Origin of the sequence: Mesorhizobium sp. M1312, assembly GCF_040318115.1 — a bacterium.
Classification (GTDB): domain Bacteria; phylum Pseudomonadota; class Alphaproteobacteria; order Rhizobiales; family Rhizobiaceae; genus Mesorhizobium.
Map to the genome: position 1 here is coordinate 22,956 of NZ_JAMYLQ010000030.1, position 26,767 is coordinate 49,722.

Below are 26,767 nucleotides of genomic sequence, written 5' to 3' on the forward strand. Positions count from 1 at the left end.
GGTCTAGATGGCATCAGGTGATCACGCTCGGCTTGGCGCGGCCGGTATGGCTGCGAATCCCGGCGATGTCATCGGCTGCCGCAATCAGATCGGCAAGCGCCTCCTGCGTGTCGAGATCGTGCCTGGATTTGTCCGGTTCGTAGCGCTCGATATAGACGCGCAGCGTCGCTCCCGAGGTGCCGGTGCCGGAGAGACGGAAGACGACGCGCGATCCGCCTTCGAATAGCACCCTGATGCCCTGGTTCCTGGCTATCGAGCCGTCGACCGGGTCGTGGTAGGCGAAATCGTCGGCGCTGGCGATCTTCATGCCACGCACGCTGGCGCCGGGAAGTGATGCGAGTTTCGTTCGCAATTCGTCGACCAGCGCGTTGGCGCGGTCGGTCTCGACCTCCTCATAGTCGTGGCGCGAGTAGTAATTGCGGCCATAGGCGGCCCAGTGCTCGGTGACGATCTGCTTGGCGCTTTCGCCGCGGGCAGCAAGGATATTGAGCCACAAAAGCACGGCCCACAGCCCGTCCTTTTCCCGAACATGGTTGGAGCCGGTTCCCGCACTTTCCTCGCCGCAGATCGTTGCCATGTCGGCATCGAGCAGATTGCCGAAGAATTTCCAGCCGGTCGGCGTTTCATAGATGCCGATGCCGAGCTTTTCGGCGACGCGATCGGCCGCGCCGCTGGTCGGCATCGAGCGCGCGATGCCTTTCAGGCCGGCCTTGTAGCCCGGCGCCAGATGGGCGTTGGCGGCAAGCATGGCCACCGAATCCGACGGGGTGACGAAAATGCCCTTGCCAATAATCAGGTTGCGGTCGCCATCGCCGTCGGAAGCAGCGCCGAAATCAGGCGCATCCGGTCCCATCATCTCGTCATAGAGGTGTTTGGCGTGAACCAGATTGGGGTCGGGATGGTGGCCGCCGAAATCCGGTAGGGGAATGAAGTTGCGGGCGGTGCCCTTCGGCGCGCCGAGCCGGTTCTCCAGGATCTCCTTGGCGTAGGGACCGGTCACGGCATGCATGGCGTCGAAGCGCATGCGGAAACCCGATTTAAACAGTGCGCGCAAGGCATCGAAATCGAACAGGCCTTCCATTAGCTCGGCATAGTCGGCGACCGGATCGATCACCTCGACCGTCATGCCGCCCGCCTCGACCGTACCGATCGTGTCGAGGTCGACCGTGCCGATGTCGGCGATCTTGAAGCTCGAAATCATCTTGGTCTTGGCGAAGATCGCGTCGGTCAGCTTTTCCGGCGCCGGGCCGCCATTGCCCGCATTGTATTTGATGCCGAAATCCTCGTGTGGGCCGCCCGGATTGTGGCTGGCCGACAGGATGATGCCGCCGAAGGTCTTGTACTTGCGGATGACATGCGAAGCGGCCGGCGTCGATAAGATGCCGCCCTGGCCGACCATCACCTTGCCGAAGCCGTTGGCAGCCGCCATGGCGATGGCCTTCTGGATGACCTCGCGATTGTAGAAGCGGCCGTCGCCGCCGATCACCAGGGTCTTGCCCTTAAACCCGTCCAGTGCATCGAAGATCGACTGGATGAAGTTCTCGGCATAGTACTCCTGCTGGAACACCGGCACTTTCTTGCGCAGCCCGGAAGTGCCGGGCTTCTGGTCTAAGTAGGGCTTGGTGGCGACGGTGCGTATCATGCTTCAGGCAACCCTTTTCGAAAGCAGCAAGCGATAGAGTTCGAGGTATTTTTCTGCGCTTTTGTCCCACGACACATCCGCCTTCATGCCCTGCCGCTGCATCGACGTCCAGACGGTGGGGTTGGCGTGCGCCGCGACCAGCCGGCGGATGGCGTGCAGCAAGGCGCCGGCATCGGCGGGCGCGAACTGGAAGCCGGTTGCGACGCCTGCCGAAACGGCCGCTTCATTGGCGTCGATGACCGTGTCGGCAAGGCCACCGGTGCGGGCGACGATCGGCACACAGCCATAGCGCAGGCCGTAGAGCTGAGTCAGCCCGCAAGGCTCGAAGCGCGACGGGATGACGATGGCGTCACAGCCGCCCTGCATGGTGTGGGACAGCCCCTCGTCGTAACCGACCACGACGCCGATGCGACCGCGATGGCGGGCGGCGGCGGCCAGCAGCGCACCTTCGAGGCCGGCGTCGCCGGACCCCAGGATCGCCAGGCGCGCACCCCTCGCAACGATCCCGTCGATCACCGTCGCCAGTATGTCCATGCCCTTCTGCCAGGTGAGACGGCTGATAACGCAGGCGATCGGACTGTCGTCGCGGTCGAGGTTGAAACGATCTTCGACCGCGGTCCGGTTGGGGTGCCGCGCCTTCAATGACTTGGCCGTGTAGTTGGAGACCAGATGCTTGTCGGTTTCAGGGTTCCATATTTCGGTATCGATGCCATTGACGATACCATAGAGATCGACGGATCGCATGTTGACAAGGCCATCGAGCCCCATGCCGAATTCCGGCGAGCGGATCTCCTGCGCATAGGTCGGGCTGACGGTGGTGATGGCCCAGGCGGCCTGCAGGCCGGCCTTGAGGAAACCGACGCCGCCATAATATTCGACGCCGTCGAGCGCCATGGCCGCCGCCGGCAAGCCAAGCTCGCCAAAGATGCCGGCGCCGAACTGACCTTGGAAAGCGAGGTTGTGGACGGTGATCATCGACGGCGTGCCGACCGCCTTGCCGTAGCGCATATAGGCCAGCGTCATCGCCGATTGCCAGTCATGGGCATGGACGATGTCCGGCTGGTAGCCCGAGATGACGCCGCCGGCGATGTCGCCGCCAACCTGGCTCACGGCCGCGAAACGCCGCCAATTGTCCGGCCAGTCGGCGCCGGTGGCATTGCCATAGGGGCCGCCGGGACGATCGAACAGATGCGGCGCGTCGAGCACGAACAGGTCGAGCCCGGCAATCTGGACAGCATGGACCGACGCCTTGCCGCCCTGCAGCAGCGGATATTGGTGAACGGGTTTTTTCTTCTTGAAGGCATCCATCACCTGGGGATAGCCGGGAACAAGCGTGCGCATCGTCACGCCCTTGCCGGCGAGCGCGAGAGGCAACGCGCCGGTCACGTCGGCAAGCCCACCAGTCTTGATCAGAGGGAATATTTCGGGCGTGACCGACAGAACTTGCATTCATTGCAATCCCAGTTTGTCGATCATGGCCTGCGTGACGAGGCAGATGCCCTTTTCGGAAACGCGGAAGCGCTTGGCGTCGAGAACGGGATCCTCGCCGACCACGAGCCCCTCCGGTATCCTTACGCCATGATCGATCACCACGCGGTTCAATCTTGCGTTGCGGCCGACATGGCAGTCGGGCAGCATGACGACTTCCTCGAGCGTCGAATAGGAGTTGATGCGCGCGCCGGTGAAGATCAGGCTTCGCTTCAGCGAAGCACCAGAGACGATGCAATCGCCCGAGACGAGCGACGACACCGCCGAGCCGCGGCGGCCATCCTCGTCATGCACGAACTTTGCCGGCGGTTTCAGCTCGGCATAGGTCCAGATCGGCCAGTCGCGGTCGTAGAGGTCGAGCTCCGGCGTGATGTCGGTCAGGTCGATATTGGCTTCCCAATAGGCGTCGACCGTTCCGACATCGCGCCAGTAGGCTTCGTTCTCGGCCGTCGAGCGCACGCAGGATTTGGCGAAGCGGTGGGCGATCGCCTTCCCGTGCTCGACGACATAGGGGATGATGTCCTTGCCGAAGTCGCGGCTTGAGCCAGGCTCGGCCGCGTCGCGGCGCAGTTGCTCCATCAGGAACTTGGTCTTGAACACGTAGATGCCCATCGAGGCCAGGGCAAAATCCGGTTTGTCGGGAATGCCGGGCGGATCGGCCGGTTTCTCGATGAAGGAGATGATGGTGTCCTTGGCATCGACATGCATGACGCCGAAGCCGGTCGCCTCCATGCGCGGCACTTCGAGGCAGCCGACGGTGACATCGGCGCCGGCGTCGACATGCTGGCGAAGCATCAGCTCATAGTCCATCTTGTAGACGTGGTCGCCGGCCAGGATGACCATGTATTCGGGCCCGTAGGCCTCGATGATGTCGATGTTCTGGTAGACGGCATCGGCCGTGCCCTCATACCATTGCGTTTCCGAAACGCGCTGGCTGGCCGGCAGGATGTCGAAGCTCTCGTTGCGCTCGGGCCGCAGGAAGTTCCAGCCGCGCTGCAGGTGGCGGATCAGCGAGTGCGCCTTGTACTGGGTGGCGACGCCGAGGCGGCGAATACCGGAATTGAGCGCATTGGAGAGCGCAAAATCGATGATGCGCGTCTTGCCGCCGAAATAGACCGCCGGCTTGGCGCGCCGGTCGGTCAATTCCTTGAGGCGGCTGCCACGGCCGCCGGCCAGCACATAAGCCATGGCATCGCGCGCCAGCGGCTGAGTCCGTTTTATCTCTGCCATTTTTATCCTCCCAAGTTACCCGCTGCGAGACATCGCTTAGTCCGGAGCAAATTCGAGCATGATCGTCGACAGCGGCGGCAACAGCATCGTCGCCGAGATGCCTCCTCCTTCCGCCCGAGCCTCGACGGCACCGCCATTGCCCTTGCCGGAACCGCCATAGTCGAAGGCGTCCGTGTTGATGATCTCGCGCCATCTTCCAGCCGTCGGCAACGGCACGCGGTAATTATCGCGCGGCACGGGTGTGAAATTGGAGATGACAGCGACCGGGTTTCCGCCCGGCGCGCTGCGCAGCCAGGCAAAGACAGAGTTCGCGCTGTCGTCGACGATCAGCCAGGAAAAGCCCTCCGGCTCGCAATCGCGCGCATGCAACGCCGGGCGCGAGCGGTAGAGATAGTTGAGATCGCGCACCGTCTGCCAGACGCCGCGATGGGCCCGAAAATCGAGCAGGCTCCAGTCGAGCGCGCGTGCCTCGCTCCACTCGCGGCGCTGGGCGAATTCCTGCCCCATGAACAACAGTTTCTTGCCGGGGTAGCCCCACATGAAGGCGTAGTAGGCGCGCAGCGTTGCGAATTTCTGCCAGTCGTCCCCGGCCATCTTGCTAAGCAGCGTCCCCTTGCCGTGCACGACCTCGTCATGGGAGAGCGGCAGCACGAAATTCTCGCTGAAGGCGTAGACCAGGCCAAAGGTGATGTCGCCATGGTGATGCTTGCGAAAAATCGGCTCCTTGGAGAAATACTCCAGCGTGTCGTGCATGAAGCCCATGTTCCACTTGAAGCCAAAACCCAGCCCGTCCTCATGCACCGGCTGCGAAACTTTTGGCCATGAGGTCGATTCCTCGGCAATCGTCATCACGCCAGGATGATGGCCGTAGACCTCTTTGTTCATCCTCTGGAGGAAGCTGACCGCCTCAAGGTTTTCGCGCCCACCCTTTTCGTTAGGGATCCATTCGCCGGCCTTGCGCGAATAGTCGAGGTAGAGCATCGAGGCGACGGCATCGACCCGCAAACCATCGACATGGTATTTCTCGGCCCAAAACAGCGCGTTGTTGACCAGGAACGAGACCACCTCGCGCCGGCCGAAATTGTAGATCGCGGTGTTCCAGTCGGGATGGAAGCCCTTGCGCGGGTCGGCATGCTCATAGAGCGCGGTGCCGTCGAAATTGGCCAGGCCATGCGCGTCCACCGGAAAATGTGCCGGCACCCAATCGAGGATGACGCCCAGGCCGGCGCGGTGGGCGCCGTCGACGAACCGGGCAAAACCGTCCGGATCGCCGAACCGGGCCGACGGCGCGTAGAGGCCGGTCGTCTGGTAACCCCAAGACGGGTCATAGGGATGTTCGGAGATCGGCATGAATTCGATGTGGGTGAAACCCGTGTCGACGACGTACGGGATCAGCCGGCCGGCAAGCTCGTCCCATGACAGGAAGCTGCCGTCGTCGTGAAGCTGCCAGGAGCCGGCGTGCACCTCATAGATCGACACCGCCTCGCGGCGGGGGTCGGCGTTGCGCCAGAAATTGCGGTGCGCCTCGTCACCCCATTGATGCGCCGGCGGAAGCGCCGTCACCGAAGCGGTGGCCGGGCGCAGTTCGGACTTGAAAGCGAATGGATCGGCCTTCAGCGGGAGTCTCACGCCATCGGGCCCGATGATCTCGTATTTATAGGGCCGGCCGGCGCCGATATCGGGGATGAACAACTCCCAGATGCCGGTGTCGCGGCGGACGCGCATCGTATGCCTGCGGCCGTCCCATTCGTTGAAGTCGCCGACCACCGAAACACGCCTTGCATTGGGAGCCCAGACGGCGAAATGCACGCCGGACGCACCCTCGTGATCGATAAGATGCGCACCAAGCTTGTCGAACAGCCTGAGGTGCGAACCTTCGGCGATGTAGTAGTCGTCCAGCGGACCAAGCACCGGACCGAACGAATAGGGATCGGTAAGCCACCAGTCACCGCCGGCATTGCGCGCGTGATAGCGCAGCGGCTGACGCTTTCTGAGCGACAGGCTGCCCTCGAAGAAGCCGCCTTCGTCGCGCCTGGAGAGTTCGCCGGCTTTCTTGCCGGTCAGCGTGTAGGCAGTGACGAACTCGGCATGAGGGACGAAGCAGCGGGCGACAAAGCTCTTGTCGACCTCGTGCACACCGAGGACAGCGAAAGGATCACCATGCGTGCCGGCGACAATCGCCGCGACATCACCGGCTGAAGCCAGTCCATCCGGCCCGCTTGTCGCAGCGGTCGCGCGCGGCTTCCTCATCAGGCAGTGACCCTCCCCGGCACCCGGACCACGTTGTTCGTGGCCTCATGCAATCATATCAGACCGGCACGTTCCAGATTTCTTTCGCATATTGGCGGATCGTACGGTCGGACGAGAACCAGCCGACGCGGGCGACATTGCGGATTGCCTTGGCGTACCAATCCGGGCTGTTGCGCCAGACGGCGTCGACATCGCGCTGGGTGGCGGCGTAGGCATCGAAATCCGCGGCGACCATGAACCAGTCGCTCTGATAGAGGCCGTTCATCAGGTCGCGATAGCGTTCCGGATCGTCAGGCGAAAAGACGCCGGACGAAACGGCAGCCACGGCCTGCGCCAGTTCGGGAGAGGCTCCGATCACCGATCGCGGATCATAGCCGTTGCTGCGCCGCGCGGCGACCTCTTCGGTGGTCAGGCCGAAAATGAAGATGTTGTCGTCGCCGACGCATTCCTTGATCTCGACATTGGCGCCGTCGAGGGTGCCGATGGTCAGGGCACCGTTCAGCGCGAACTTCATGTTGCCGGTGCCTGAGGCTTCCATGCCGGCGGTCGATATCTGCTCTGAAAGATCGGCGGCCGGCATCATGATCTCGGCCAGGCTGACATTGTAGTTCGGCACGAACACCACTTTGAGCAAGCCGCGAACGGCCGGGTCGCGGTTGATGACCTTGGCGACGTCGTTGGCGAGTTTGATGATCAGCTTGGCGTTGTGATAGCTGGGCGCCGCCTTGCCGCCGAAGAACTTGACGCGGGGCATCCAGTTGCGCTCCGGATGGGAGCGTATCTGGTCGTAGAGGGCGACTGTTTCGAGGATATTCAGGAGCTGGCGCTTGTATTCGTGGATGCGCTTGATTTGGATGTCGAACAGCGCCGAGGGATCGACCTTGATGCCGAGGCGGTCGGCGACGAGATTGGCAAGCTTGGCCTTGTTCGCCCGCTTGACTGCTGCGAACTTGTCGCGGAAGGCGGCGTCGTCGGCAAAACCATCGAGCTCCTTGATCGCGTCTATATCGTCGAGGAAGCGGTCGCCGATCGCCTCGCGGGTGAGCGCGGTGAGACCGGGATTGCACTGGATCAACCAGCGCCGCGGTGTGATGCCGTTGGTCTTGTTGTTGATGCGGTCGGGGTAGAGCCTGTGGAGCTCGGCAAACACCGTTTCCTTCATCAGCTCAGTGTGAAGGGCAGAGACGCCGTTGATCGAGTGCGAGCCGACAAAGGCTAGATTGCCCATGCGCACCCGGCGCTCGCCGTTTTCCTGTATCAGCGAGATCTGGCTGATCTGCTCGTCAGAAAACTGGTCGGAGGCGCGCGCCTCCAGCAGCACTTCTGCGTTAATGGCGTAGACGATCTGCATATGGCGCGGCAGTAGCCGCTCGAACAGCGGCACCGGCCAGCTTTCGAGCGCTTCGGGAAGCAGCGTGTGGTTGGTGTAGCCGAAGGTGCGCTTGGTGATGCTCCAGGCCTGGTCGAAATCCATGCCGTGGACATCCATCAACAGGCGCATCAGCTCGGGCACGGCGATGGCCGGATGGGTGTCGTTCAGATGGATCGCCGCTTTGTCGGGCAGCGACTGCAGGTCGCCATACTGGCTGAGATGACGCTGAATGATGTCCTGCAACGATGCGGTGGAAAAGAAATACTCTTGCCTGAGCCGCAGCTCCTGACCGGCCTTGTGGGAATCAGCAGGGTAAAGGACGCGCGACAAGGCATCGGCCTTGTTGCTTTCGGCGAGCGCACCGATGTGGTCGCCGGCGTTGAACTTGTCGAGCAGGATCGGATCGATCGGCATGCCGGACCAGAGTCGCAGCGTGTTGACGCGGTTGGCCCGCCAGCCAACCACCGGCGTATCGTAGGCAACCGCCAGAACATGTTCGATCGGCTTCCAGACGTGGCGCTCAAGCCTGCCGTCCTTCGAGGTGATCGATTCCACCGAGCCGCCGAAACCGACCTCGAAAGAGCGTTCGCGCCGCTCGAACTCCCAGGGGTTGCCGTGATCGAGCCAGGTCTCGGGCAGCTCAACCTGCCAGCCGCCATGGATTTCCTGACGGAACATGCCATTGGCATAGCGAATACCATAGCCATGCGCGGGGATGTCGACGGTTGCCATGCTTTCCATGAAGCAGGCGGCGAGCCGGCCGAGACCGCCATTGCCAAGCGCTGCATCTGGTTCGAGGGCCGCGATGAGGTCGAGGTCGACGCCGAGAGACCGCAGCGCTTCGCGCATATTGTCCATCAGGCCGAGATTGGAGAAGGCGTCGCGCATCAGGCGGCCGATGAGGAATTCCAGTGACAAGTAATAGACGCGCTTTTCCTGATGGGCGTAGGCCTCTTGCGTCGCCTGCATCCAATGATCGACGATATGGTCGCGCACGACCTTGATCGAGGCGGTGAGCCAGTCGTATTGCGTCGCGACGCTGGTACCCTTGCCGAGCCTGTATTTGAGGGCCTTCAAGACTTCATCGGCAAGCGCCTTGGGATCGGAGTTTTCGAGAATGGGAGCTTTGGATGTCATCGCGCGCGTCATGCTGCCTCTCGTGCGGTTGCCATGATCATACCGGCTTTCACCATTCCTCCCAGCCCATGCTAGCGCATATTGTTATGCATTCAATCGAGTTAGATTGCCGCGGGGAAGCTTACCCTGCGGCAATTTAAAAACTTAAAGGCATCGTGTGGGGCGGCCTATGCGACGCGCCTTAGTTCTTAATTATGCGCATATCGCCATCCCAAACCGCCATGCACTTTTGGGCGACATGTATTTCTCTTTGATGCATGTCGTTATTCCAAAAACCGCTGCGCACTTTTGGGCGACATGCATCAGGCCGCCAGCGCCGCCTCCGGCGGAAGCTTCGCTCCAGTCATGAAGGCGACGGCGTCGGACATCGTATATTGCTTGGGATCGATGACACAGAGGCGACGGCCCAGGCGATGGATGTGAATGCGGTCGGCAACCTCGAAGACATGCGGCATGTTGTGCGAGATCAGCACGATCGGCAGGCCGCGCTTCTTCACGTCGAGGATCAGTTCGAGCACGCGGCGGCTCTCCTTGACGCCTAACGCCGCCGTCGGCTCATCCATGATGACCATCTTCGAGCCGAACGCGGCAGCGCGCGCCACCGCCACGCCCTGGCGTTGGCCACCCGAGAGCGTTTCCACGGCCTGGCTGATATTCTGGATGGTCATCAGGCCAAGTTCGGTGAGTTTGTCGCGGGCGCGCTTTTCCATTGCCGGGCGGTCGAGCATGCGCAGCCAGTCGCCCAGAAAACCCGGTTTGCGGATCTCGCGACCGAGGAACATATTGTCGGCGATCGAAAGCGCCGGCGACAGCGCGAGGTTCTGGTACACAGTTTCGATGCCGGCTTCTCGGGCTTCGATGGGCGACTTGAAGAGCACCTGCTTGCCGTCCAACTCGATGATCCCCTCGTCCGGAATGACGGCGCCCGAGATCGCCTTGATCAGCGTCGACTTGCCGGCGCCGTTGTCGCCGATCACGGCCAGGATTTCTCCCGGATAGAGATCGAAGTCGCAGCTGTTCAGTGCGGTAACGCGGCCGTACCGCTTGACGAGGCCGCGCGCGGTGAGGATGGGCTCCTGGGTCATGGTTACACCGAAACCTTTCTGATCCACTGGTCGATCGCTACGGCGCCGATGATCAGCACACCGGTGAGCAGCACTTTCCATTGCGGATCGGCGCCCAGCATGTTGAGGCCCATCGAGACGACGCCGACGATCATCGCGCCGAACAACGTGCCCAGAATCGAGCCGCGTCCGCCGAAGAGGGAAATACCGCCGATCACCGTCGCGGTGATCGCCTGCAAATTGTAGTCGGTGACGGCGGCGGACGGCGAGATCGAGCCGTTGCGGCCGATGGAGACCCAGGCAGCGAAAGCGGCGATCAGCCCGGCAAGGGTGTAGACCGAGATCAGCACCTTCTTGGTCTGGATGCCCGACAGCTTGGCCGCCTCCGGATCGTCGCCGACAGCGTAGACATGGCGGCCCCAGGCCGTGTGATTGAGCACGTACCAGAGGATCAGCACCAGCACGACCATGGCAATGACGCCAAATGTCAGCACCGCCGTGCCGATCCTGAAGTTCAGGCCAAACAGATGCAGCAGCGGCGCCTGGACGTCGACGTCGGCGTCGCGGATCGTCTCATTGGCCGAATAGATGAAGTTCGTGGCCATGACGATGTTCCAGGTGCCGAGCGTGACGATGAACGGCGGCAGCTTCATGTAGGCGACCAGCAGCCCGTTGAGCAGCCCGCAGGCCGCGCCGGCGCCAAGCCCGATCACCACGGCAAGCAAGGTCGGCAGACCGTAGGTGACGGCGCAATTGCCCATGATCACGGCCGATATCACCATGATCACGCCGATTGACAGGTCGATGCCGGCTGTCAGGATGACCAGCGTCTGCGCGGCTCCGAGAATACCGACGATGGCGATCTGCTGCAGGATCAGCGTCAGCGTATAGGACGAAAAGAACCGTCCTCCGATGGTGACGCCGAAGACAGCGATCGACAGAACCAGCACGATCAGCGGCACCGCAGCCGGAGTGGAATGCAGGAAATGCTGGATGCGCTTGACGAGCGACGTGCCGTGCTCGTCAAAAGCGGCAACGCTTGTCTCGCTGTTCGCGAGAGCCTTTTCGAATTCCTGAACCTGAGACATGTTTCCTCCCATGAGGCTTCAGCCACGCGCCGACGCCCGTCCAACCATTCCCGATCTGCCGCCGGAATTGTTCGCGCTTGCGACTACCGCATCGTCCACCCGAAGCGGCCGGGGATCAAGCCCCTGACCGCTTCGGTCTGTTGCCTGTCAGACCGGCATCAGCCCCAGCACTTGGCGAGGCCTTCCACGGTGTCGATGGACTTCACACCGGCTGCCGGCTTGTCGGTCACGAGATTGACGCCGGTGTCGAAGAAATCCTTGCCTTCGGTCGGCTTGGGCTTCGTCCCGTCCTTGGCGAAAGCGGCGATCGCTTCGATGCCGAGCGCCGCCATCTGCAGCGGATATTGCTGTGAGGTCGCACCGATTACACCCTCGGCGACCGACTTCACGCCGGGGCAGCCGCCGTCAACCGATACGATCAGCACGTTGCCTTCGAGGCCCACTGCCTTGAGCGCCTGGTAGGCGCCGACGGCTGCCGGCTCGTTGATGGTATGGATGACGTTGATGCCGGGGTCCTTCTGGAGAAGGTTCTCCATCGCCTTGCGGCCGCCTTCCTCATTGCCGTTCGTGACATCGTGGCCGACGATGCGCGGATCGTCCTCGTCGCCGATCTTGTTGGGATCCTTCACGTCGATGCCATAGCCCATCATGAAGCCCTGGTCGCGCAACACGTCCACCGTCGGCTGCGAGGGTGTCAGGTCGAGGAAGCCGATCTTGGCATCCTTCGCCTTATCGCCGAGCGTCGCGGCGGCCCACGCGCCGATCAGCTTGCCGGCCTCCAGATTGTCCGTCGCGAAGGTCGCATCGGCGGCGTCGAGCGGATCAAGCGGCGTGTCGAGCGCGATCACGAGCAGGCCGGCGTCACGTGCCTTCTTCACCGCCGGGACAATGCCCTTGGTGTCGGACGCGGTGATCAGGATGCCCTTGGCGCCATCGGCGATGCAGCTTTCGATCGCCGCCACCTGGCTTTCGCTGTCGCCGTCGATCTTGCCGGCGTAGGCTTTGAGGTCGACGCCGAGTTCTTTAGCCTTGGCGGCCGCGCCTTCCTTCATCTTGACGAAAAACGGGTTGGTGTCAGTCTTGGTGATCAGGCAGGCGCCGACGTCGGCGGCGGACGCAGCCGAGGTGAACGCCATCAGACCCAGTCCGGCCGCGGCAAAAACGGTGGACTTCAATAGTGCTGTCTTGGTCACGATTTTCCTCCCAGTGGAACCATTTCGGATGCCGGCCAACCGGCATCTGCACGAAGCATCCAGCGACTTCTCCCAGCGTGGACGCCTGCCCCAACACAATACCAGACCGGGGTTCCTGTCAATAATTAAATCACTCTTATTTATTATTGACAGCGTTGCATCGTTCACTCATTCTGACCCAAAAGCATTGAGGGGAAGCGACGGGAGGAACGGGGTGGAGACCGGCACTACAAGGCACGGTTCGCCCGAGGCCGAAAGCCGCATTCACCGCGGCACCAACCAGAGTGGCATGCGGGACCACAATGAGCGGCTGGTGCTGTCGCTGGTGCGCCAGCACGGCAGCCTGGCCAAGTCCGACATTGCGCGCATGACCGGACTTTCTGCTCAGACAGTTTCGGTTATCATGCGTGAGCTCGAGGAGGATAACCTTCTTGTCCGCCAGGCGCCGCTGCGCGGCAAGATCGGCCAACCTTCCATTCCGATGGCGCTCAATCCCGATGGCGCCTATTTCATCGGCCTGAAGATCGGCCGTCGCAGCGCCGAACTCGTGCTGATCGATTTTCTCGGCAATGTCCGCTCGATGCTGCAGCATTCCTACCGCTATCCGGCGCCGCGCGAGACGGTCGAGTTCGTCACCTCCGGCATGAAAACGATGCGCGGCGAACTCACCCCGGCACAGGACAAGCGCATTGCCGGACTTGGCATCGCCATGCCGTTCGAATTGTGGAACTGGGCCGACACGGCAGGTGCGCCGCGCGACGTCATGGACGAATGGCGCCACCGCGACATCCGCGCCGACATCCAGGCGCAGTGCGAATTCCCGGTCTACCTGCAAAATGACGCCACCTCGGCTTGCGGCGCCGAACTGGTGTTCGGCAAGGCGGGTGCGGCGCGCGACTTCGTCTATTTCTATATCGGTGCCTTCGCCGGCGGCGGCATCGTGCTGAACGGTCACCTTTTCGGCGGACCGACCGGCAATGCCGGCGCGCTGGGTTCGATGCCGGTGCCTGGACCGGACGGCAAGCCGACCCAATTGATCGACGTGGCGTCGATCGCCATGCTGGAAAAGGCGCTCAACGCGCGCGGCGTCGAGGCCTCGCATCTGTGGACGTCACCGGAGGATTGGGGCGAAATCGGCGTCGAGCTCGATGACTGGATCGCCTGCGCCTCGCAGGCGCTCGCCTATGCCGTCGTCGCGGCGTCATCGGTTATCGACTTCGAGGCGGCGGTGATCGACGGCTGGATGCCAAAGGCCGTGCGGCGCCGACTGGTCGATGCCGTTGTCGAAGCCATCGGCAAGATCGACGGTGAAGGCCTGAAGCTTCCGGCCATTCGCGAGGGGACTGTCGGCATTCATGCACGTGCCCTGGGCGGCGCCAGCCTGCCGCTGTCCGAGCGCTTCCTTATTGGCTCGACCATGATTTCCAGGAGTGCCTGAGCATGCTGATCGGAATCCCGGTGCTGCTCGGTCCGGAGCTGCTGGCGACGCTGCGTGCCATGGGTCATGGCGACGAGATCGCCCTTGTCGACGGCAACTACCCGGCGAAAGAGCAGGCACAACGGCTCATTCGCGCCGACGGTCATCATCTTCTTCCGATGCTCGACGCCATCCTCAGCGTATTGCCTGTCGATGACGCAGTGCCGGAGGCGCTGTTTCGCGCCTCGGTCAAAGGTGATCCCCTCCTTGCCGATCCCGTTCATCACGAGATGGAGGCGATCTGCGCCAAGCGTGCTCCGGGCCGCAAAGTGGTTGCGCTTGCCGGCGCCGACTTCTATCAACGGGTCAGGTCCGCGCACGCGATCGTCGCGACAAGCGAGCCGCGGCTCTACGCCAACATCATCATCCGCAAGGGTGTGATCTATCCGCCGGAGAACAGGAAATCATGATCCTCTGTTGCGGCGAAGCCCTGATCGACATGCTGCCACGCACCACGACGGCGGGCGAGCCGGCCTTTGCCCCCTATGTCGGTGGCGCGGTCTTCAATACCGCCATTGCGCTCGGCCGGCTGGGAGCTCCCGCCGGTTTCTTTTCCGGTCTGTCGTCGGATTTGTTCGGAGGCCAGCTCAGGGACGCGCTCGGGGCAAGCAGGGTCAGTTCCACCTATGCGCACACATCGCCCCGGCCGACCACGCTTGCTTTCGTGCGGCTGGACAACGGTCAGGCGACCTACACGTTCTACGATGAAAACACGGCGGGACGCATGCTGACCAGCGATGATCTGCCAAAGCTCGGCAGCGAGATCGAAACCATGCTGTTCGGCGCCATCAGCCTGATCTCGGAGCCGGCCGGATCGGCTTATGAGGAATTCATGCGGCGCGAGCACAGTCGCCGCGTCATGATGCTCGACCCCAACATCCGGCCCAATTTCATCCCGGACAAAGCCAAGCATCTCAGGCGCATCCGCTCGATGATGGCCATGGCCGACATCGTGAAGCTGTCGGACGAGGACCTCAACTGGTTCGGCGAAGCCGGCTCGCACGAGGACGTCGTCCGCAACTGGCTGGATCGCGGCCCGACCCTGATCGTCGTTACCCATGGCAGCGAAGGCGCTGTCGGCTACGCCAGGGATCACAAGGTCACGGTCGTGCCGGACAAGGTCGAGGTGGTCGATACGGTCGGCGCTGGCGACACGTTCAACGCCGGCATCCTGGCCTCGCTGCACGAGCAAGGCCTGCTGTCGAAGGAGGCGATCGCCAATCTGCCGGAAGACGCCATCCACAAGGCGCTGGCGCTTGGCGCCAAGGCTGCGGCGGTAACCGTGTCGCGGGCCGGCGCAAATCCGCCCTGGCGGCATGAAATCGCCTGATTGGACGGCCATGCGCTGAAGACGCGCTGGACATCAATCACTTTATGTTTCGCCCAGCTGGGCGCGAGCGCCACAAAGGCCGTGTGGTGTGCAACAAAGCCCTGGATTCCCGGCGTCTGACGGGGACCTGTCGGACTGAGAGGTAACAGGCTGCGACATTTGAGCAATTCGTGGGTTTGTTCGTCCAGCTTTCTCGGCTGGCGCAACTCTGCTACCAGCGGCCATTCTCTGGCTGGAACATTTTGAGGCCGACATGCAGTTCATCGATCTAGGCGCGCAGCGCGAACGAATCCGCGACAGACTGAAGGCGGCAATCGACCGCGTGGTCGACGAGGGGCGCTATATTCTCGGACCTGAGGTCACCGAATTCGAAAACAAGCTCGCCGCCTATATCGGCACCAAGCATGTCATCGCCTGCGCCAACGGCACCGACGCACTGCTGCTGCCGCTGTTTGCGGCCGGCATCGGCCCAGGTGACGCGGTGTTCGTGCCAAGCTTCACCTTCGCCGCCACGGCGGAAGTGGTGGCGCTGGCCAAGGCAGAGCCGGTTTTCGTCGATGTCGATCCCCAGACCTACAACATCGACATCGCCAGCCTCGAGGCGGCCATCGCCATGATCAAGGCGGAAGGCCGCCTGAAGCCAAGGGCGATCATTCCCGTCGACCTGTTCGGGCTCGCTGCCGATTACGAGGCGATCATGGCAATCGCCAACCGCGAAGGGCTGATGGTGATCGAAGATGCCGCCCAGGCCATCGGCGGCTCGATCGGCGGCAAGATGTTAGGTTCGTTCGGCGCGGTCGGCTCGACCAGCTTCTACCCGGCAAAACCGCTCGGCTGCTATGGTGACGGCGGCGCGATGTTCACCAATGACGATGCGCTGGCCGAGCAACTTCGCTCGTTCGCCTTCCACGGCAAGGGCGAAACCCAATATGACAATGTCCGTGTCGGCATCAATTCGCGGCTCGATACGTTGCAGGCAGCGATCCTGATCGAGAAGCTGGCCATTCTCGAAGACGAGATGGTTGCCCGGCAAGCGGTCGCCAATCGGTATGCCGAAGGCCTCGGCGACATCGTCAAGGCGGCGCGCAACCTGGACGGCGGCCGCTCGGCCTGGGCGCAATATGCCATCGAGACGCCGAAGCGCGACGGGCTAAAAGCACATCTCGGGGAAAAGGGCATCCCGTCGGTCATCTATTACGTGAAGCCGCTGCACAGCCAGATCGCCTACCGCGACTATCCGCGCACGCCGACGGGTCTTACCGTTTCGGAGGAACTGCCGAAGCGCATCCTCTGCCTGCCCATGCACCCCTATCTTAGCGAGGCCGACCAGGACCGGATCATCGAGACGGTTCGCAACTACATTGGCTCGAATTCGGCGCACACCGCCGCGGCGTAGAGCCTCACGTGCGATCACGGTCGAGCCCGGTATGCTCTACAGCAGTACGCCAATCGCGGCACCAGCGCATGGCGGAAGCCGCCCCTCAGGGATCTCAGGTCTTGGAGCCCACTGTCGCGACATCGGTAAGCGCAAATCCCGCATCTATGGTCAGGATCGGCGCCTGGTAGGATTTCGCGGTGGCATAATGGAAGCAGTCGGCAAGATTGAGCGCACTATTGCGTTCAGCGTCCGGATAGCGGTGCCGCCCATAGCGATCGAAGGCTTGCAGCGCAGCGGTCAACTCACGGCTCGAAATCGCCAGAACCTCGACCCCAGCCGCTTCAAGGAACTCCTGCACTCGCGCTTCAGCTTCTGCCATGGGAATGGGCTTTTTGCGAAACAGCCCAACAGTCGCTTCCCATACAGCCACGACCGACGTGATCGGCCGCGGCGAGCGCGCGGCATCGAGCGCCGCCGCAAGGTCCTCGGCCTCAGGCTCTTCCGTCATAATTGCGATGATTGCCGACGCATCGACGAACATCAGTAGTCACCGCTGAGGTCGTCGAAAAACGCCCTGTCTGCCGCAAGGCCGGTGTCCGGATAGGCCGCAATTTTCGCGCGCAAAGGCTTCAGCCGCTCCCACAGAGGGATCGCCTCCTCGGCACGGCGCAGTTCATTTTCCAGGGCCAGCTTCACGGCAGCCGTTTTGTTCAAGCGTGTGCGCGCCGCCAACTTTGCGGCAAGCACGTTTACCTCTTCACTGCGAATGTTGAGCGGCATGGCGAATTCTCCTACGTGTAGACGTACATATAGAAACGTCAATACGTGATGGCAACGGCCCACCAGGAGAGCATAAGGTTTTGGTGCGGCGGATGATGGGAACGTACCCAAAGAAGAACCTGTTCTTGGGGCCACGTCTGATTGCCCCACAAAACCGTATATTCCCCATCATGACGCTCTTGGATTTGAGCCGTGGCCGGTTCATGTATTTTGACTCGAGCGACGATGTTTTGGACGAAATCGTTTCTGTGCGCCAGATGCCACGACCGAGGCGGGGATCGTGACGCGCGCGGTTTCAGCCGGATTTATGTTTCGCACGGCGATCCACGCCCTGCAGCGCCAGCGACGCCATAGTCATCAGATTGGCCCGACTGGCTTCCCGCTGGCGATGAAATGCGGATTTGCGAAGTCCTCGTCATCGCTCTGCTGGCGCTTGCCGTAGGCCAGCGGTTTGCCGTCAAGCGTGCGCGTCATGCCGCCGGCGGCGCGCAGCACCGCATCGCCGGCCGCGGTATCCCATTCCATGGTACGGCCGAAGCGCGGATAGACGTCGGCCTCGGCGCCGGCGACAAGACAGAATTTGAGCGACGAGCCGACCGAGACGATCTCGGCGGCGCCTACCGTACGGATATAGGCTTCGGTCTCGGGCGTGTTGTGGGACCGGCTAGCGACGATGGTCAGTGGCGCCACACCGGTCCTGGCCGAAATCGGCCGACGGCCGATGATCTGGTAGTCGCCATTGACTTCGATTGCTTCCGCCCTGCCCGGTCGGCCGGAAAAGAAGCGTCCGGTGCATGGCGCAAAGACGACACCGATCTCCGGCACGCCGTGGCGAACGAGCGCAATGTTGACGGTGAAGTCGGTCCTGCGGTTGACGAATTCCTTGGTGCCGTCGAGCGGATCCACCAGGAAGAAGGCGTCGTCGAGGTCGGGCGGTACGATGCCGGCCGATGCCTCTTCCTCAGCCACGCAAGGGATATCGGGGAAAGCCGCGCGCAACCCAGTGAGAATGATCTTTTCGCTCTCGCGATCGGCCTCGGTCACCGGCGAGCTGTCTGATTTCTGGTCGACCGCGCAGCCGGCCTCGAAGACGCGCATCACCTCTCGCCCCGCCGCCAGAGCAAGGCGCTCGAACGTGCCGAGCATCAATTCGTCGTCAGATACCGCCGCCGCTATCGTATTGGTTTTCGGCAATGTCGCGCTCGTTCAGCCAGAGTTCCAGGGCCTCTACCATCTCCTCGGCAGACTTGCCGAGTGTCTCGAGATGGATTTCGGGGTTTTCCGGGGCTTCATACGGCGAATCGACGCCGGTGAAATTCTTGATTTCGCCATTCAAAGCCCGCGCATAGAGGCCCTTCGGATCGCGTCTGGCGCATTCCTCAAAAGGTGTGTCGACAAACACCTCGACGAACTCACCATTGGCCATCAATTCCCTGGCCATGCGCCGCTCGGCGCTGAATGGCGAAATGAAGGAAACGATTACGATCAGCCCGGCATCGGCCATCAGCCGCGCCACTTCGGCCACGCGGCGAATGTTTTCGACGCGGTCGGCGTCGGTGAAGCCAAGATCGCGATTGAGGCCGTGGCGGACATTGTCGCCATCCAGGATGTAGGTATGGCGGCCGGTGGCGAACAGCTTCTTCTCGAAAAGATTGGCGATGGTCGACTTGCCCGAACCCGAGAGCCCGGTGAACCAGAACACTGCGGGCCGCTGGTTCTTCAGATCGGCGCGGCCGTGTTTGCCGACATCGAGCGATTGCCAGTGGATGTTTTCGGCGCGGCGCAGCGAATGCAGGATCATGCCGGCGCCGACCGTGGCGTTGGTGATGCGGTCGATCAGGATGAAGGCGCCGGTCGTGCGGTTCTCGGCGAACGTATCGAAGGCGATCGGCGCCCGCGTCGAGATGTTGCAGATGCCGACCTCGTTCATTTCGAGCGACTTGGCCGCCTCATGAGCAAAGTCGTTGACGTTGACGCGGTATTTCAGGTCGGTGACGGTTGCGCTGGTCTGATCGGTCTCGGTCCGCAGGATATAGGAGCGGCCCGGCAGCAGCGCGTGCTCGTCGAACCAGACGATGTTGGCGGCGAACTGATCGGCGACCTGCGGCCGCGCCGACGGCGACACCAGCATATTGCCGCGCGAGACCTCTACCTCGTCGTCGAGGACAAGAGTGATGGCCTGGCCGGCCACCGCTTGGCTCAGGTCGCCGCCATGCGAGACGATGCGCCTGACATGAGAGGACTTGCCGGATTTGGCGACAACGACCTCGTCGCCTGGTGAGACGGAGCCGGACGCAATCGTGCCGGCAAATCCGCGAAAATCGAGATTGGGGCGGTTCACATACTGCACCGGAAAACGGAACGGCAGTTCGACAACGGCTTCATCGACCGACACGGTTTCCAGATGTTCGATCAGCGTCGGGCCGGAATACCATTCTGTCTTGTCCGAGCGTCTGGTGACGTTGTCGCCGTAACGGGCAGACATCGGGATGGGCACGATCGTCTCGAAGCCGAGCTTGTGCGAGAACTGCCTGAAATCCTCGATGATCCGTTCGAACACGGCCTTGTCGAAGCCGACGAGGTCGATCTTGTTGACGGCCAGGACGATGTGCCGGATGCCCAGCAGCGAGGCGATGATCGAATGGCGCCTGGTCTGGCGCAGCACGCCCTGCCGGGCATCGATCAGAACGATGGCCAGATCGGCGGTCGATGCGCCCGTCGCCATGTTGCGCGTGTACTGTTCGTGGCCGGGCGTGTCGGCAACGATGAACTTGCGTTTCGGCGTGGCGAAAAAGCGATAGGCGACATCGATGGTGATGCCCTGCTCGCGCTCGGCCTCGAGGCCATCGACCAGCAGCGCGAAATCGACGTCGTCGCCCGTCGTCCCGTGCTTGCGCGAATCACGCTCGAGCGCGGCAAGCTGGTCCTCGAAAATCTGCTTGGTATCCGAAAGCAGGCGCCCGATCAGCGTCGACTTGCCGTCGTCCACCGAACCGCAGGTCAGGAAGCGCAGCAGCGACTTTTGTTCCTGCACCGCCAGATAGTCACGAATGCCATCGGTGGGCGCGAGGCTCTCGGCCGTGATGTGGCGCATGCTCAGAAATACCCCTCGCGCTTCTTCTTTTCCATCGAGCCGGCTTCATCACGGTCGATCAGGCGGCCCTGCCGTTCGGAGGTGCGCGCCGTCAGCATTTCGCCGACAATGGCCTCCAGCGTATCGGCGTCGGATTCGATCGCACCGGTCAGCGGATAGCAGCCGAGCGTGCGAAACCGCACCAGCCGGTTCTCCACCGTCTCGCCGGGACGCAGTTCCATACGGTCGTCATCCTTCAGAATGAGCATGCCGTCGCGTTCGACGACCGGTCGCTCCTTGGCGAAATAGAGCGGCACGATCGGGATGTCTTCCTGGAGAATATACTGCCAGATATCGAGTTCGGTCCAGTTCGACAACGGAAACACCCGGATCGATTCACCGGTCGCGATGCGGGTGTTGAATATCTTCCACATCTCCGGCCGCTGGTTCTTCGGATCCCAGACGTGCTGGGCGTTGCGGAAGGAGAAAATCCGCTCCTTGGCGCGCGATTTCTCCTCGTCGCGCCGCGCCCCGCCGAAGGCCGCATCGAAGCCGTATTTGTCGAGCGCCTGCCGCAGCGCCACCGTCTTCATCACATGCGTATGGGTGTTTGAGCCATGGTCGAACGGATTGATGTTGTCACGCACACCATCGGCGTTGACGTGGACAAGGAGATCGAAGCCGAGCTTCTGCGCCATCTGATCGCGAAACGCGATCATTTCGCGGAATTTCCAGGTCGTGTCGACGTGGAGAAAGGGAAAGGGCGGCTTGGCCGGATAAAACGCCTTCATCGCAAGATGCATCAGCACGGAGGAATCCTTGCCGACCGAATAGAGCATGACCGGCCTGGCGAAGGCCGCCGCTACCTCGCGAAAGACATGGATGGATTCAGCCTCGAGCCGCTGAAGGTGCGTAAGCGCGATGTTCATGGACTGTAAGCGTTCTCTCGTGCCAATCCAGACCTTGCATCGATGCATCAGGCGCAATTTTCAGCGGCCTGGTTCAAGCTTCACTTCTGGACGATCTCATTTTCGTGCAGGCGTTCTAGCAGATCGCCATGGTTTATAACAATGCGGGACAGGCCTGACCTGGAGTGGTTCGGGAATGAATTTTCCACGCGGGGACCAGAACCCGGAAATTCCTGCTCAACGGGCTGATGGGCTTGGTGGCCCAAGAAAAATATTCCTGGAGGGGCCGAGATCAGCGCCAACTCGGCTACACTTTCCTGCGGTTACGAGTGTGGCCTGCGGTTACGAGTGGTGGCCTGCGGTTACGAGCGGTGGATTGAGTAGCATCGATTTTGATGGCAGCCCGACCCTACCGCGCTCGAAATCCATGATCAGTCGCTATACCGGCCCCTAGAATATAGGAGAGCGACCCGACGGTCGCGAACGGCAGCTCGCAGAGCCGTCCCAAGAGGCGCTACGCCGAAGTTCCGATAGGAACAAACAACTTGTCACCGTTGTGGTCGATCTCGATCAATTCGTTCTTCTGGGCCATACGGTCTGCAAATCCTTTGTGGAAAATAATGGCGTTCATATAGGCGAACGTTATGGCAAGCGCCGCGGTCCGCAATGGATAATCGACGAGTGAATGGATTAGAAGGAAAGATACCGAGAGGAAAGCTGCCTTTTGAAGTGGATCGCGGCGGATTCTCGCAAGCCCCGCAAGAAGTAATATGAAATAAGACATCATCAGTAGAATTGCAATAACCCCGCCCTCGAAGGCTATTTCAAGGTAATCGTTGTGGGCATGATTTACATATTGCTTGAAAATCATCCCTTCCTTTTCATATATCTGATAGGCCTTTTGAAAATTCCCAAATCCAACGCCAGTAGCCAAATTCTCTTTGATTCCCTCAATAGTGGTGCGCGCAAATTCTCCTCGCCCAAAAGCCGGATCAACCACCTCGGCATCGATCCTAGTCCACGCGCCTATCGTGTAGACCGAGAGCCCTATGAAAATCGCGAGGATGCTCAATCCACTCACCCTCGAACGCGTTGAAAGAAACACAATCGATAGTACGGTAATCGCCAACCCAATCAGAACACCAGCACGCGAACCGGCAGCCAAAAGGAGCAGCAAAAGCGAGACCAGTCCGAGCGATCCTGACAGGAGATGTCCACGGAACAGACCGTAATAAACGACGAAGGGGATAGAAACAAAAAGCAACGCCGCAAAATGATTCTGGTTGGCAAAAAGCCCGGCGTTGATCGTAAAAGGCAACAATCCCTCTATGGCGACGTCGTCAGAGAGCGAATATTGAATCGCTCCCGCTAACCCATTGCAGATAACGCCCATAAAAAAGAACGGCAGAAGCCCTTGAACCTGCTCGGTGCGCAAACGCAATACGCTCAAGAAAAACGCGGCTGACGCCACCAGATACAACAGACATTCGATCGTCCGTCCGACTCCGACGCTGACGAAGCGAAATCCACTCTGTCCCGCCAGCCATGAATCTCCGAGCAACAGCTCCGGTCGCAATCCGTTGAATATGGTCGCAGGCAACGGAACGATTTGTAAAATCACCAATGCCACAGCGAAGATAAGCAGCCACAGAATTGTAGACGGGATTCGTTGGCCAGAGGTCTGTGAAAAGACAGCCGCCGCCGTGATGATTGCCGCGACCTCAATCAGCGTATCCGTATAGAGGCCGCTCGCAGTCCCCCCGCCGATCAGCAGCGATATAAACAGAACCGATCCGAGGAGATATTTATCCCATTCCGATGGCCGGTCGCTCAAGATGAAAGTCTCTCGATGCTCAATTTGTGCATTACCAACGTTCCGACGTAGCGAAATCGCCAGCTCTCAGCAATGGCGGCCGTCTCCAGCCGTAACAATTGCATGGGGCACCCAGCCGGTCCAACCGAAAAATCCTGACTCAGGGCCTTACGATTGTATGTACCCTCCGGAATATTGAACCGCGCTATTTCGCCAGATGGGCCCAAGCACCTGATCGACCAGAATAATTCCTTTGGAAGTTTCAGGTTCCTTGCAGAGGCATTCAGAGAAATCTTGTACGAGCCTGGAGGGAGTTCAATATACTGCTGAAGAGAAGCGTTCTTGACGGGCGTGTTCAGGAAGCGAACCGTCGCACCACCCTCACCTTCAACCGCATGCTGGGATGTTACAAAGGTAACTTCCAAACCTGACTGCTCGCCGACTTGCCAATCGAAAGGTTTACCACTGGGTACCGGTTCAAAGGTACTGTTGAAAATGTAGCCGCCCAACTTCCGTTCCTGATCAGACAGGCTGAAAAGAAACAAGCGATACGCCTGTTCAAATTTCTTCTGACGAATATGTTCGTAGATCACCCGGGACAATTCGCTCGAGTTTGGCGGCGCGCTTGATCCCGTCAAATCGAGCAGCAGCCGGTTTGCGAAATCGAGCCCCTCGGGGGTTTTGCCAAGCGCGACGAACAGACTTGCTCTCCAAGGTGCCTCCGCCTCGATGGCTGCCAGAACGGCCTGGTATCCGTCGGGGCTTGAGAGGATTGTCGGCAGGCCCTCGGCGATAGCCGGAAATCGATCTGGCCATCGCCGTAGCAATATATCGATCTCGCCGACAGCCTTTGACAGGTCGCCGGTCTCGATCGAGTGGCCAATGGACCTTTGGAGCGCGTGGATTTCGGTCTTGGATAACTTTCGAGCTTGATCGAAGAAGTCATAGGCTTCTTCTTTTTTGCCCTGTCGGTATTTGATCTCGCCAATCAGGCTGTAGAGACGCGCATCTGCCACGTCAAAGCGAAGCGCGCCTTCGGCCTTGGCGAGCAATGCGTCGAAATCGGGAGTGTTGCTTGTATCGTTCAGGTCGCCGGTGATTCCGCCTATCAAGGCATTGACGTTCAACGGATCCAGCGCGAGGGAAACGGCCGGCGTTTCAGTTTCAAGAAACCGACTTAGCCCGATCGACGAAGCCGCCAACACTAGAACGGATGCGACGAACCAAACGCCTGAACGCCGGAGATTTCGCAAAAGCGGGCTGGTCTGCTCCATCATCGACTTTGCCCTCAATTTTCGGGGTGCTCGTGCCGTAGTCGTAATACTGGTAATTCATATACTTATAGGCGTAGTTGTAATCGAACTTGTTCACCGCGAACTTCGACATCGCAGCTCCCACCACGTTCGCGCCGGCAGCTCGCAGACGCTTCAACGCTGTCTTCGCCGACTTGCGTGTCACCTGATTGGTGGAGATGACCATCAATGTGCCCTCGGCAAGCCGGCTGAGAATGGGGGCATCTGAAAGGCCGACGACCGGCGGGGCATCAATTATGACAAGGTCAAAGCGCTTGCCAAGATTGGTAACGATCAGTGCCATCTTCGGCGAAGAGAGCAGGTCCGCAGGGTTGGGCGGGATCGTTCCGGAGGTCAGGACGGTCACATTAGGATATTTCGTCGCCCTGAAAATGCTTGCCAGATCCTCTTTGCGGACAGTGTTCGTCAGGAGATTGCTCAGTCCGATTGTGTTGTCGAGACCAAACAGCCGATGAAGGTTGGGCTTTCGAAGATCGCCATCAACAATAACAACTCTCGCACCGAGCGCTGCAAAATCCTGCGCGAGCTTGAACGAGGTGGTCGACTTGCCTTCCGACGGCTCCGAACTCGTGACCAGCAGCGATCGCGGCGCACCTTCGGCGCCGGAGAACTGCAACGAGGTTCGAAGCGAACGGTAGGCTTCGGACAATCCTGATTTCTGGTCAGTGATACTGGCTATGAGTTCCCGATCATCAACAAGCGGCAAGATGCCAAGCATCGCCAATCCCAACTCCTTCTCGATCTGCTCAGGATTGGTAAAGGTGTTGTTCAATAACTCGATGATGTAGATAATTGATGCACTCAGAGCCAAGAAAAGAGCCAAAGCGACCGCAAGATAGATGCTCAAGCGCGGAGAATAAGGATTATTAGGCTGCGTCGCGAAATCGACGATTGCCGCGCTTTGTGTCTTGAGTTCAGAGCTGACGCCGACCTCGTTCAGCTTGGCAATAAGATTATCATACTGGGACCTATTCGAATCAACCTCGCGCTTCAGGATCGTGTATTTGATGTTTTTGTCATTGAAGATAACCTGCTGCTTCTCCATCTCGGCAAGCTTGGACTTAAGGTCGGCCTCCTTGTTCTGAGCCTCCTGGTACTTCTGCCGCAACGAATCGGTTATGGTCAAAACGCCATTGTTATAAAGCCGTTGCAGTTCCTTGATCTGCGCCTGAAGCTGCTGCATTTCTGGAAAGCCAGGCTTCAATATGCCTAGTTTCTGCTGATACTGGCTGGTCAAATCCGCCAGTTTATCGGTGATCTTCTGCAGACCTTCGCTTTCCAAAACCGGGCCAAGACTCGACCCGCGACCTTTGTCTATCTGGTCCACCATCCGTCCGGCATCGAGACGTTCCTGGATTGCTGTCGCGAGCGCGGTGTTCAGGGCCTCGATGTTCGACCCAATCAGCGATTTGTCATCGCCGGTGATCGTAATGCCAACATCCTTTGCATAAGCGACCAGATCCTCTTCGGATTTCTGAAGCTTTTGCTTTACCTGCAGGACCTGTTCCTGGATGAACTGCCGTGCCAGGTCGGAAGTCTCGCTGGTCTGATCGAGGCGTTGATCGATAAAGCTTTGTGCGACCTGATTGGCTATGTCACTCGCATATTTCGGGTTCTGGTCGGCAAACGCAATCGACAGCAGGCTTGTGTTGGTGACAAGAGTGACCGTGAGGTCTTTCATAACGCGACCGATCGCGATCTTCTCACGTTCCTCCGGGGTTTTCTCTTCTATGGAAGGCGATTTTGAAATTCCGAACGCACGATAGAAAATATTGCTAGGCGAGAAGTTCGGAGTTGGAAACAGAAAATCCGGCTTTTCGCTGAGCCCCAGTTGGAACACCACGCGTTGCGCCAATGCACGGCTTTTGAGCTTTTCACGGGCAGTTTGAAAGGCCCGCAGGTCGCTGCTTTCAGAAACCACCTCAATGTCCTGGAAGACCTTGGCCGAAGGAACCAACACTTCCAATTGCGTTGTTGCCAAATATTTTGGCGTCTGCATCATGGTAACAACGGTGCCGGCAACCAGCCCGGCTGCCGCCATCATGACGATCAGCCACCGATACTGCACAACGTAAAACAGCAGCCTGAGCGGATTGAAGCCCTCGTCCTGCTCCGAATAATCGCGGCCATACGAGCTATAGTTTTGCGCACCGTCATAATACAGGTCGGGAGACAAGGCTTGGCCATGTCCTGGGCCTGCAATTTGATGCTGCCTGTTGCGATCGAGCATA

20 protein-coding genes are annotated in these 26,767 nt (G+C 60.3%); 4 read left to right on the forward strand and 16 right to left on the reverse strand.

Translation table 11 applies throughout. From position 1 onward, the window contains the following. Positions 1-13: 13 nt before the first annotated feature. The 8 genes from NKH36_RS27275 to NKH36_RS27310 all read right to left on the reverse strand — a co-directional run bounded on the left by NKH36_RS27275 (position 14) and on the right by NKH36_RS27310 (position 12,407). Positions 14-1,642 (reverse strand): alpha-D-glucose phosphate-specific phosphoglucomutase, encoded by a 1,629-nt coding sequence (locus tag NKH36_RS27275; protein WP_352959496.1) that lies wholly within the window; start codon positions 1,640-1,642, stop codon positions 14-16. A 3-nt stretch (positions 1,643-1,645) separates the two neighbouring features. Beyond that, positions 1,646-3,091 (reverse strand): glycogen synthase GlgA, encoded by a 1,446-nt coding sequence (gene glgA / locus NKH36_RS27280; RefSeq protein WP_352959494.1) that lies wholly within the window; start codon positions 3,089-3,091, stop codon positions 1,646-1,648. Further along, the gene (gene glgC, locus NKH36_RS27285) at positions 3,092-4,360 is read right to left on the reverse strand and encodes a glucose-1-phosphate adenylyltransferase (RefSeq protein WP_352959492.1); all 1,269 of its coding nucleotides are present in this window, start codon (positions 4,358-4,360) and stop codon (positions 3,092-3,094) included. Between the two features lie 36 nt (positions 4,361-4,396). Then, positions 4,397-6,610, reverse strand: coding sequence for a 1,4-alpha-glucan branching protein GlgB (gene glgB, locus NKH36_RS27290; protein ID WP_352959489.1), 2,214 nt, complete (start codon positions 6,608-6,610; stop codon positions 4,397-4,399). A gap of 58 nt (positions 6,611-6,668) precedes the next feature. Beyond that, positions 6,669-9,131 carry a glycogen/starch/alpha-glucan phosphorylase gene (locus tag NKH36_RS27295; protein ID WP_352959487.1) on the reverse strand — a complete coding sequence of 821 codons (2,463 nt, stop codon included), beginning with the start codon at positions 9,129-9,131 and terminating at the stop codon, positions 6,669-6,671. A 290-nt stretch (positions 9,132-9,421) separates the two neighbouring features. Further along, positions 9,422-10,204 (reverse strand): ATP-binding cassette domain-containing protein, encoded by a 783-nt coding sequence (locus NKH36_RS27300; protein ID WP_029355791.1) that lies wholly within the window; start codon positions 10,202-10,204, stop codon positions 9,422-9,424. Positions 10,205-10,206: 2 nt separating this feature from the next. After that, complete coding sequence (locus NKH36_RS27305) at positions 10,207-11,271, reverse strand: ABC transporter permease (RefSeq protein WP_352959484.1); 1,065 nt, start codon at positions 11,269-11,271, stop codon at positions 10,207-10,209. 158 nt (positions 11,272-11,429) lie between these two features. Then, a complete protein-coding gene (locus NKH36_RS27310) occupies positions 11,430-12,407 on the reverse strand; it encodes a sugar ABC transporter substrate-binding protein (protein WP_502912122.1) in 978 nt (325 codons plus the stop codon). A gap of 271 nt (positions 12,408-12,678) precedes the next feature. Here NKH36_RS27310 and NKH36_RS27315 point away from each other — a divergent pair, with 271 nt between their 5' ends. From NKH36_RS27315 to NKH36_RS27330, 4 genes are all read left to right on the forward strand, one after another. Further along, on the forward strand, positions 12,679-13,902 hold the full coding sequence (locus tag NKH36_RS27315) for an ROK family transcriptional regulator (protein WP_352959481.1): 1,224 nt from the start codon (positions 12,679-12,681) through the stop codon (positions 13,900-13,902). A 2-nt stretch (positions 13,903-13,904) separates the two neighbouring features. After that, the gene (locus NKH36_RS27320) at positions 13,905-14,351 is read left to right on the forward strand and encodes an RbsD/FucU family protein (RefSeq protein WP_352959478.1); all 447 of its coding nucleotides are present in this window, start codon (positions 13,905-13,907) and stop codon (positions 14,349-14,351) included. Continuing rightward, complete coding sequence (locus tag NKH36_RS27325) at positions 14,348-15,271, forward strand: carbohydrate kinase family protein (protein ID WP_352959475.1); 924 nt, start codon at positions 14,348-14,350, stop codon at positions 15,269-15,271. The genes NKH36_RS27320 and NKH36_RS27325 overlap by 4 nt, the downstream gene beginning before the upstream one ends. Before the next feature lie 253 nt (positions 15,272-15,524). After that, the gene (locus NKH36_RS27330) at positions 15,525-16,667 is read left to right on the forward strand and encodes a DegT/DnrJ/EryC1/StrS family aminotransferase (protein WP_352959472.1); all 1,143 of its coding nucleotides are present in this window, start codon (positions 15,525-15,527) and stop codon (positions 16,665-16,667) included. Positions 16,668-16,761: 94 nt separating this feature from the next. Here the strand turns inward: NKH36_RS27330 and NKH36_RS27335 are convergent, their stop codons facing one another. The 8 genes from NKH36_RS27335 to NKH36_RS27370 all read right to left on the reverse strand — a co-directional run bounded on the left by NKH36_RS27335 (position 16,762) and on the right by NKH36_RS27370 (position 26,766). Further along, entirely contained in the window at positions 16,762-17,190 is a 429-nt protein-coding gene (locus NKH36_RS27335) for a type II toxin-antitoxin system VapC family toxin (protein ID WP_352959469.1), read from the reverse strand. After that, positions 17,190-17,429, reverse strand: a complete 240-nt coding sequence (locus tag NKH36_RS27340; RefSeq protein ID WP_352959466.1) for a type II toxin-antitoxin system VapB family antitoxin — start codon at positions 17,427-17,429, stop codon at positions 17,190-17,192. The genes NKH36_RS27335 and NKH36_RS27340 overlap by 1 nt, the downstream gene beginning before the upstream one ends. Before the next feature lie 357 nt (positions 17,430-17,786). Beyond that, positions 17,787-18,575: a 3'(2'),5'-bisphosphate nucleotidase CysQ gene (cysQ, locus tag NKH36_RS27345; RefSeq protein WP_352959560.1), complete on the reverse strand. Its 789-nt coding sequence runs from the start codon at positions 18,573-18,575 to the stop codon at positions 17,787-17,789. A 10-nt stretch (positions 18,576-18,585) separates the two neighbouring features. Continuing rightward, positions 18,586-20,523, reverse strand: coding sequence for a sulfate adenylyltransferase subunit CysN (cysN, locus tag NKH36_RS27350; protein WP_352959463.1), 1,938 nt, complete (start codon positions 20,521-20,523; stop codon positions 18,586-18,588). A 2-nt stretch (positions 20,524-20,525) separates the two neighbouring features. Continuing rightward, positions 20,526-21,431 (reverse strand): sulfate adenylyltransferase subunit CysD, encoded by a 906-nt coding sequence (gene cysD, locus NKH36_RS27355; protein ID WP_352959460.1) that lies wholly within the window; start codon positions 21,429-21,431, stop codon positions 20,526-20,528. A 493-nt stretch (positions 21,432-21,924) separates the two neighbouring features. Further along, positions 21,925-23,244: an O-antigen ligase family protein gene (locus tag NKH36_RS27360; protein WP_352959457.1), complete on the reverse strand. Its 1,320-nt coding sequence runs from the start codon at positions 23,242-23,244 to the stop codon at positions 21,925-21,927. Next, entirely contained in the window at positions 23,241-24,500 is a 1,260-nt protein-coding gene (locus NKH36_RS27365) for a tetratricopeptide repeat protein (RefSeq protein ID WP_352959454.1), read from the reverse strand. Before NKH36_RS27365 ends, NKH36_RS27360 begins: the two co-directional genes overlap by 4 nt. Then, positions 24,388-26,766, reverse strand: a complete 2,379-nt coding sequence (locus NKH36_RS27370) for a GumC family protein (RefSeq protein WP_352959451.1) — start codon at positions 26,764-26,766, stop codon at positions 24,388-24,390. The genes NKH36_RS27365 and NKH36_RS27370 overlap by 113 nt, the downstream gene beginning before the upstream one ends. Position 26,767 lies beyond the last annotated feature (1 nt).

Bases quoted from the DNA above. Each gene is read 5' to 3' on its own strand.
- glgC (WP_352959492.1), bottom strand. From the start codon at position 4,360: ATGGCAGAGATAAAACGGACTCAGCCGCTGGCGCGCGATGCCATGGCT.
- glgA (WP_352959494.1), bottom strand. From the start codon at position 3,091: ATGCAAGTTCTGTCGGTCACGCCCGAAATATTCCCTCTGATCAAGACT.
- NKH36_RS27330 (WP_352959472.1), top strand. From the start codon at position 15,525: ATGCAGTTCATCGATCTAGGCGCGCAGCGCGAACGAATCCGCGACAGA.
- NKH36_RS27370 (WP_352959451.1), bottom strand. From the start codon at position 26,766: ATGCTCGATCGCAACAGGCAGCATCAAATTGCAGGCCCAGGACATGGC.
- cysQ (WP_352959560.1), bottom strand. From the start codon at position 18,575: ATGCTCGGCACGTTCGAGCGCCTTGCTCTGGCGGCGGGGCGAGAGGTG.
- NKH36_RS27305 (WP_352959484.1), bottom strand. From the start codon at position 11,271: ATGTCTCAGGTTCAGGAATTCGAAAAGGCTCTCGCGAACAGCGAGACA.
- NKH36_RS27320 (WP_352959478.1), top strand. From the start codon at position 13,905: ATGCTGATCGGAATCCCGGTGCTGCTCGGTCCGGAGCTGCTGGCGACG.
- cysD (WP_352959460.1), bottom strand. From the start codon at position 21,431: ATGAACATCGCGCTTACGCACCTTCAGCGGCTCGAGGCTGAATCCATC.
- NKH36_RS27310 (WP_502912122.1), bottom strand. From the start codon at position 12,407: ATGGCGTTCACCTCGGCTGCGTCCGCCGCCGACGTCGGCGCCTGCCTG.
- glgB (WP_352959489.1), bottom strand. From the start codon at position 6,610: ATGAGGAAGCCGCGCGCGACCGCTGCGACAAGCGGGCCGGATGGACTG.
- cysN (WP_352959463.1), bottom strand. From the start codon at position 20,523: ATGCGCCACATCACGGCCGAGAGCCTCGCGCCCACCGATGGCATTCGT.
- NKH36_RS27275 (WP_352959496.1), bottom strand. From the start codon at position 1,642: ATGATACGCACCGTCGCCACCAAGCCCTACTTAGACCAGAAGCCCGGC.
- NKH36_RS27300 (WP_029355791.1), bottom strand. From the start codon at position 10,204: ATGACCCAGGAGCCCATCCTCACCGCGCGCGGCCTCGTCAAGCGGTAC.
- NKH36_RS27335 (WP_352959469.1), bottom strand. From the start codon at position 17,190: ATGTTCGTCGATGCGTCGGCAATCATCGCAATTATGACGGAAGAGCCT.
- NKH36_RS27295 (WP_352959487.1), bottom strand. From the start codon at position 9,131: ATGACGCGCGCGATGACATCCAAAGCTCCCATTCTCGAAAACTCCGAT.
- NKH36_RS27325 (WP_352959475.1), top strand. From the start codon at position 14,348: ATGATCCTCTGTTGCGGCGAAGCCCTGATCGACATGCTGCCACGCACC.
- NKH36_RS27340 (WP_352959466.1), bottom strand. From the start codon at position 17,429: ATGCCGCTCAACATTCGCAGTGAAGAGGTAAACGTGCTTGCCGCAAAG.
- NKH36_RS27365 (WP_352959454.1), bottom strand. From the start codon at position 24,500: ATGATGGAGCAGACCAGCCCGCTTTTGCGAAATCTCCGGCGTTCAGGC.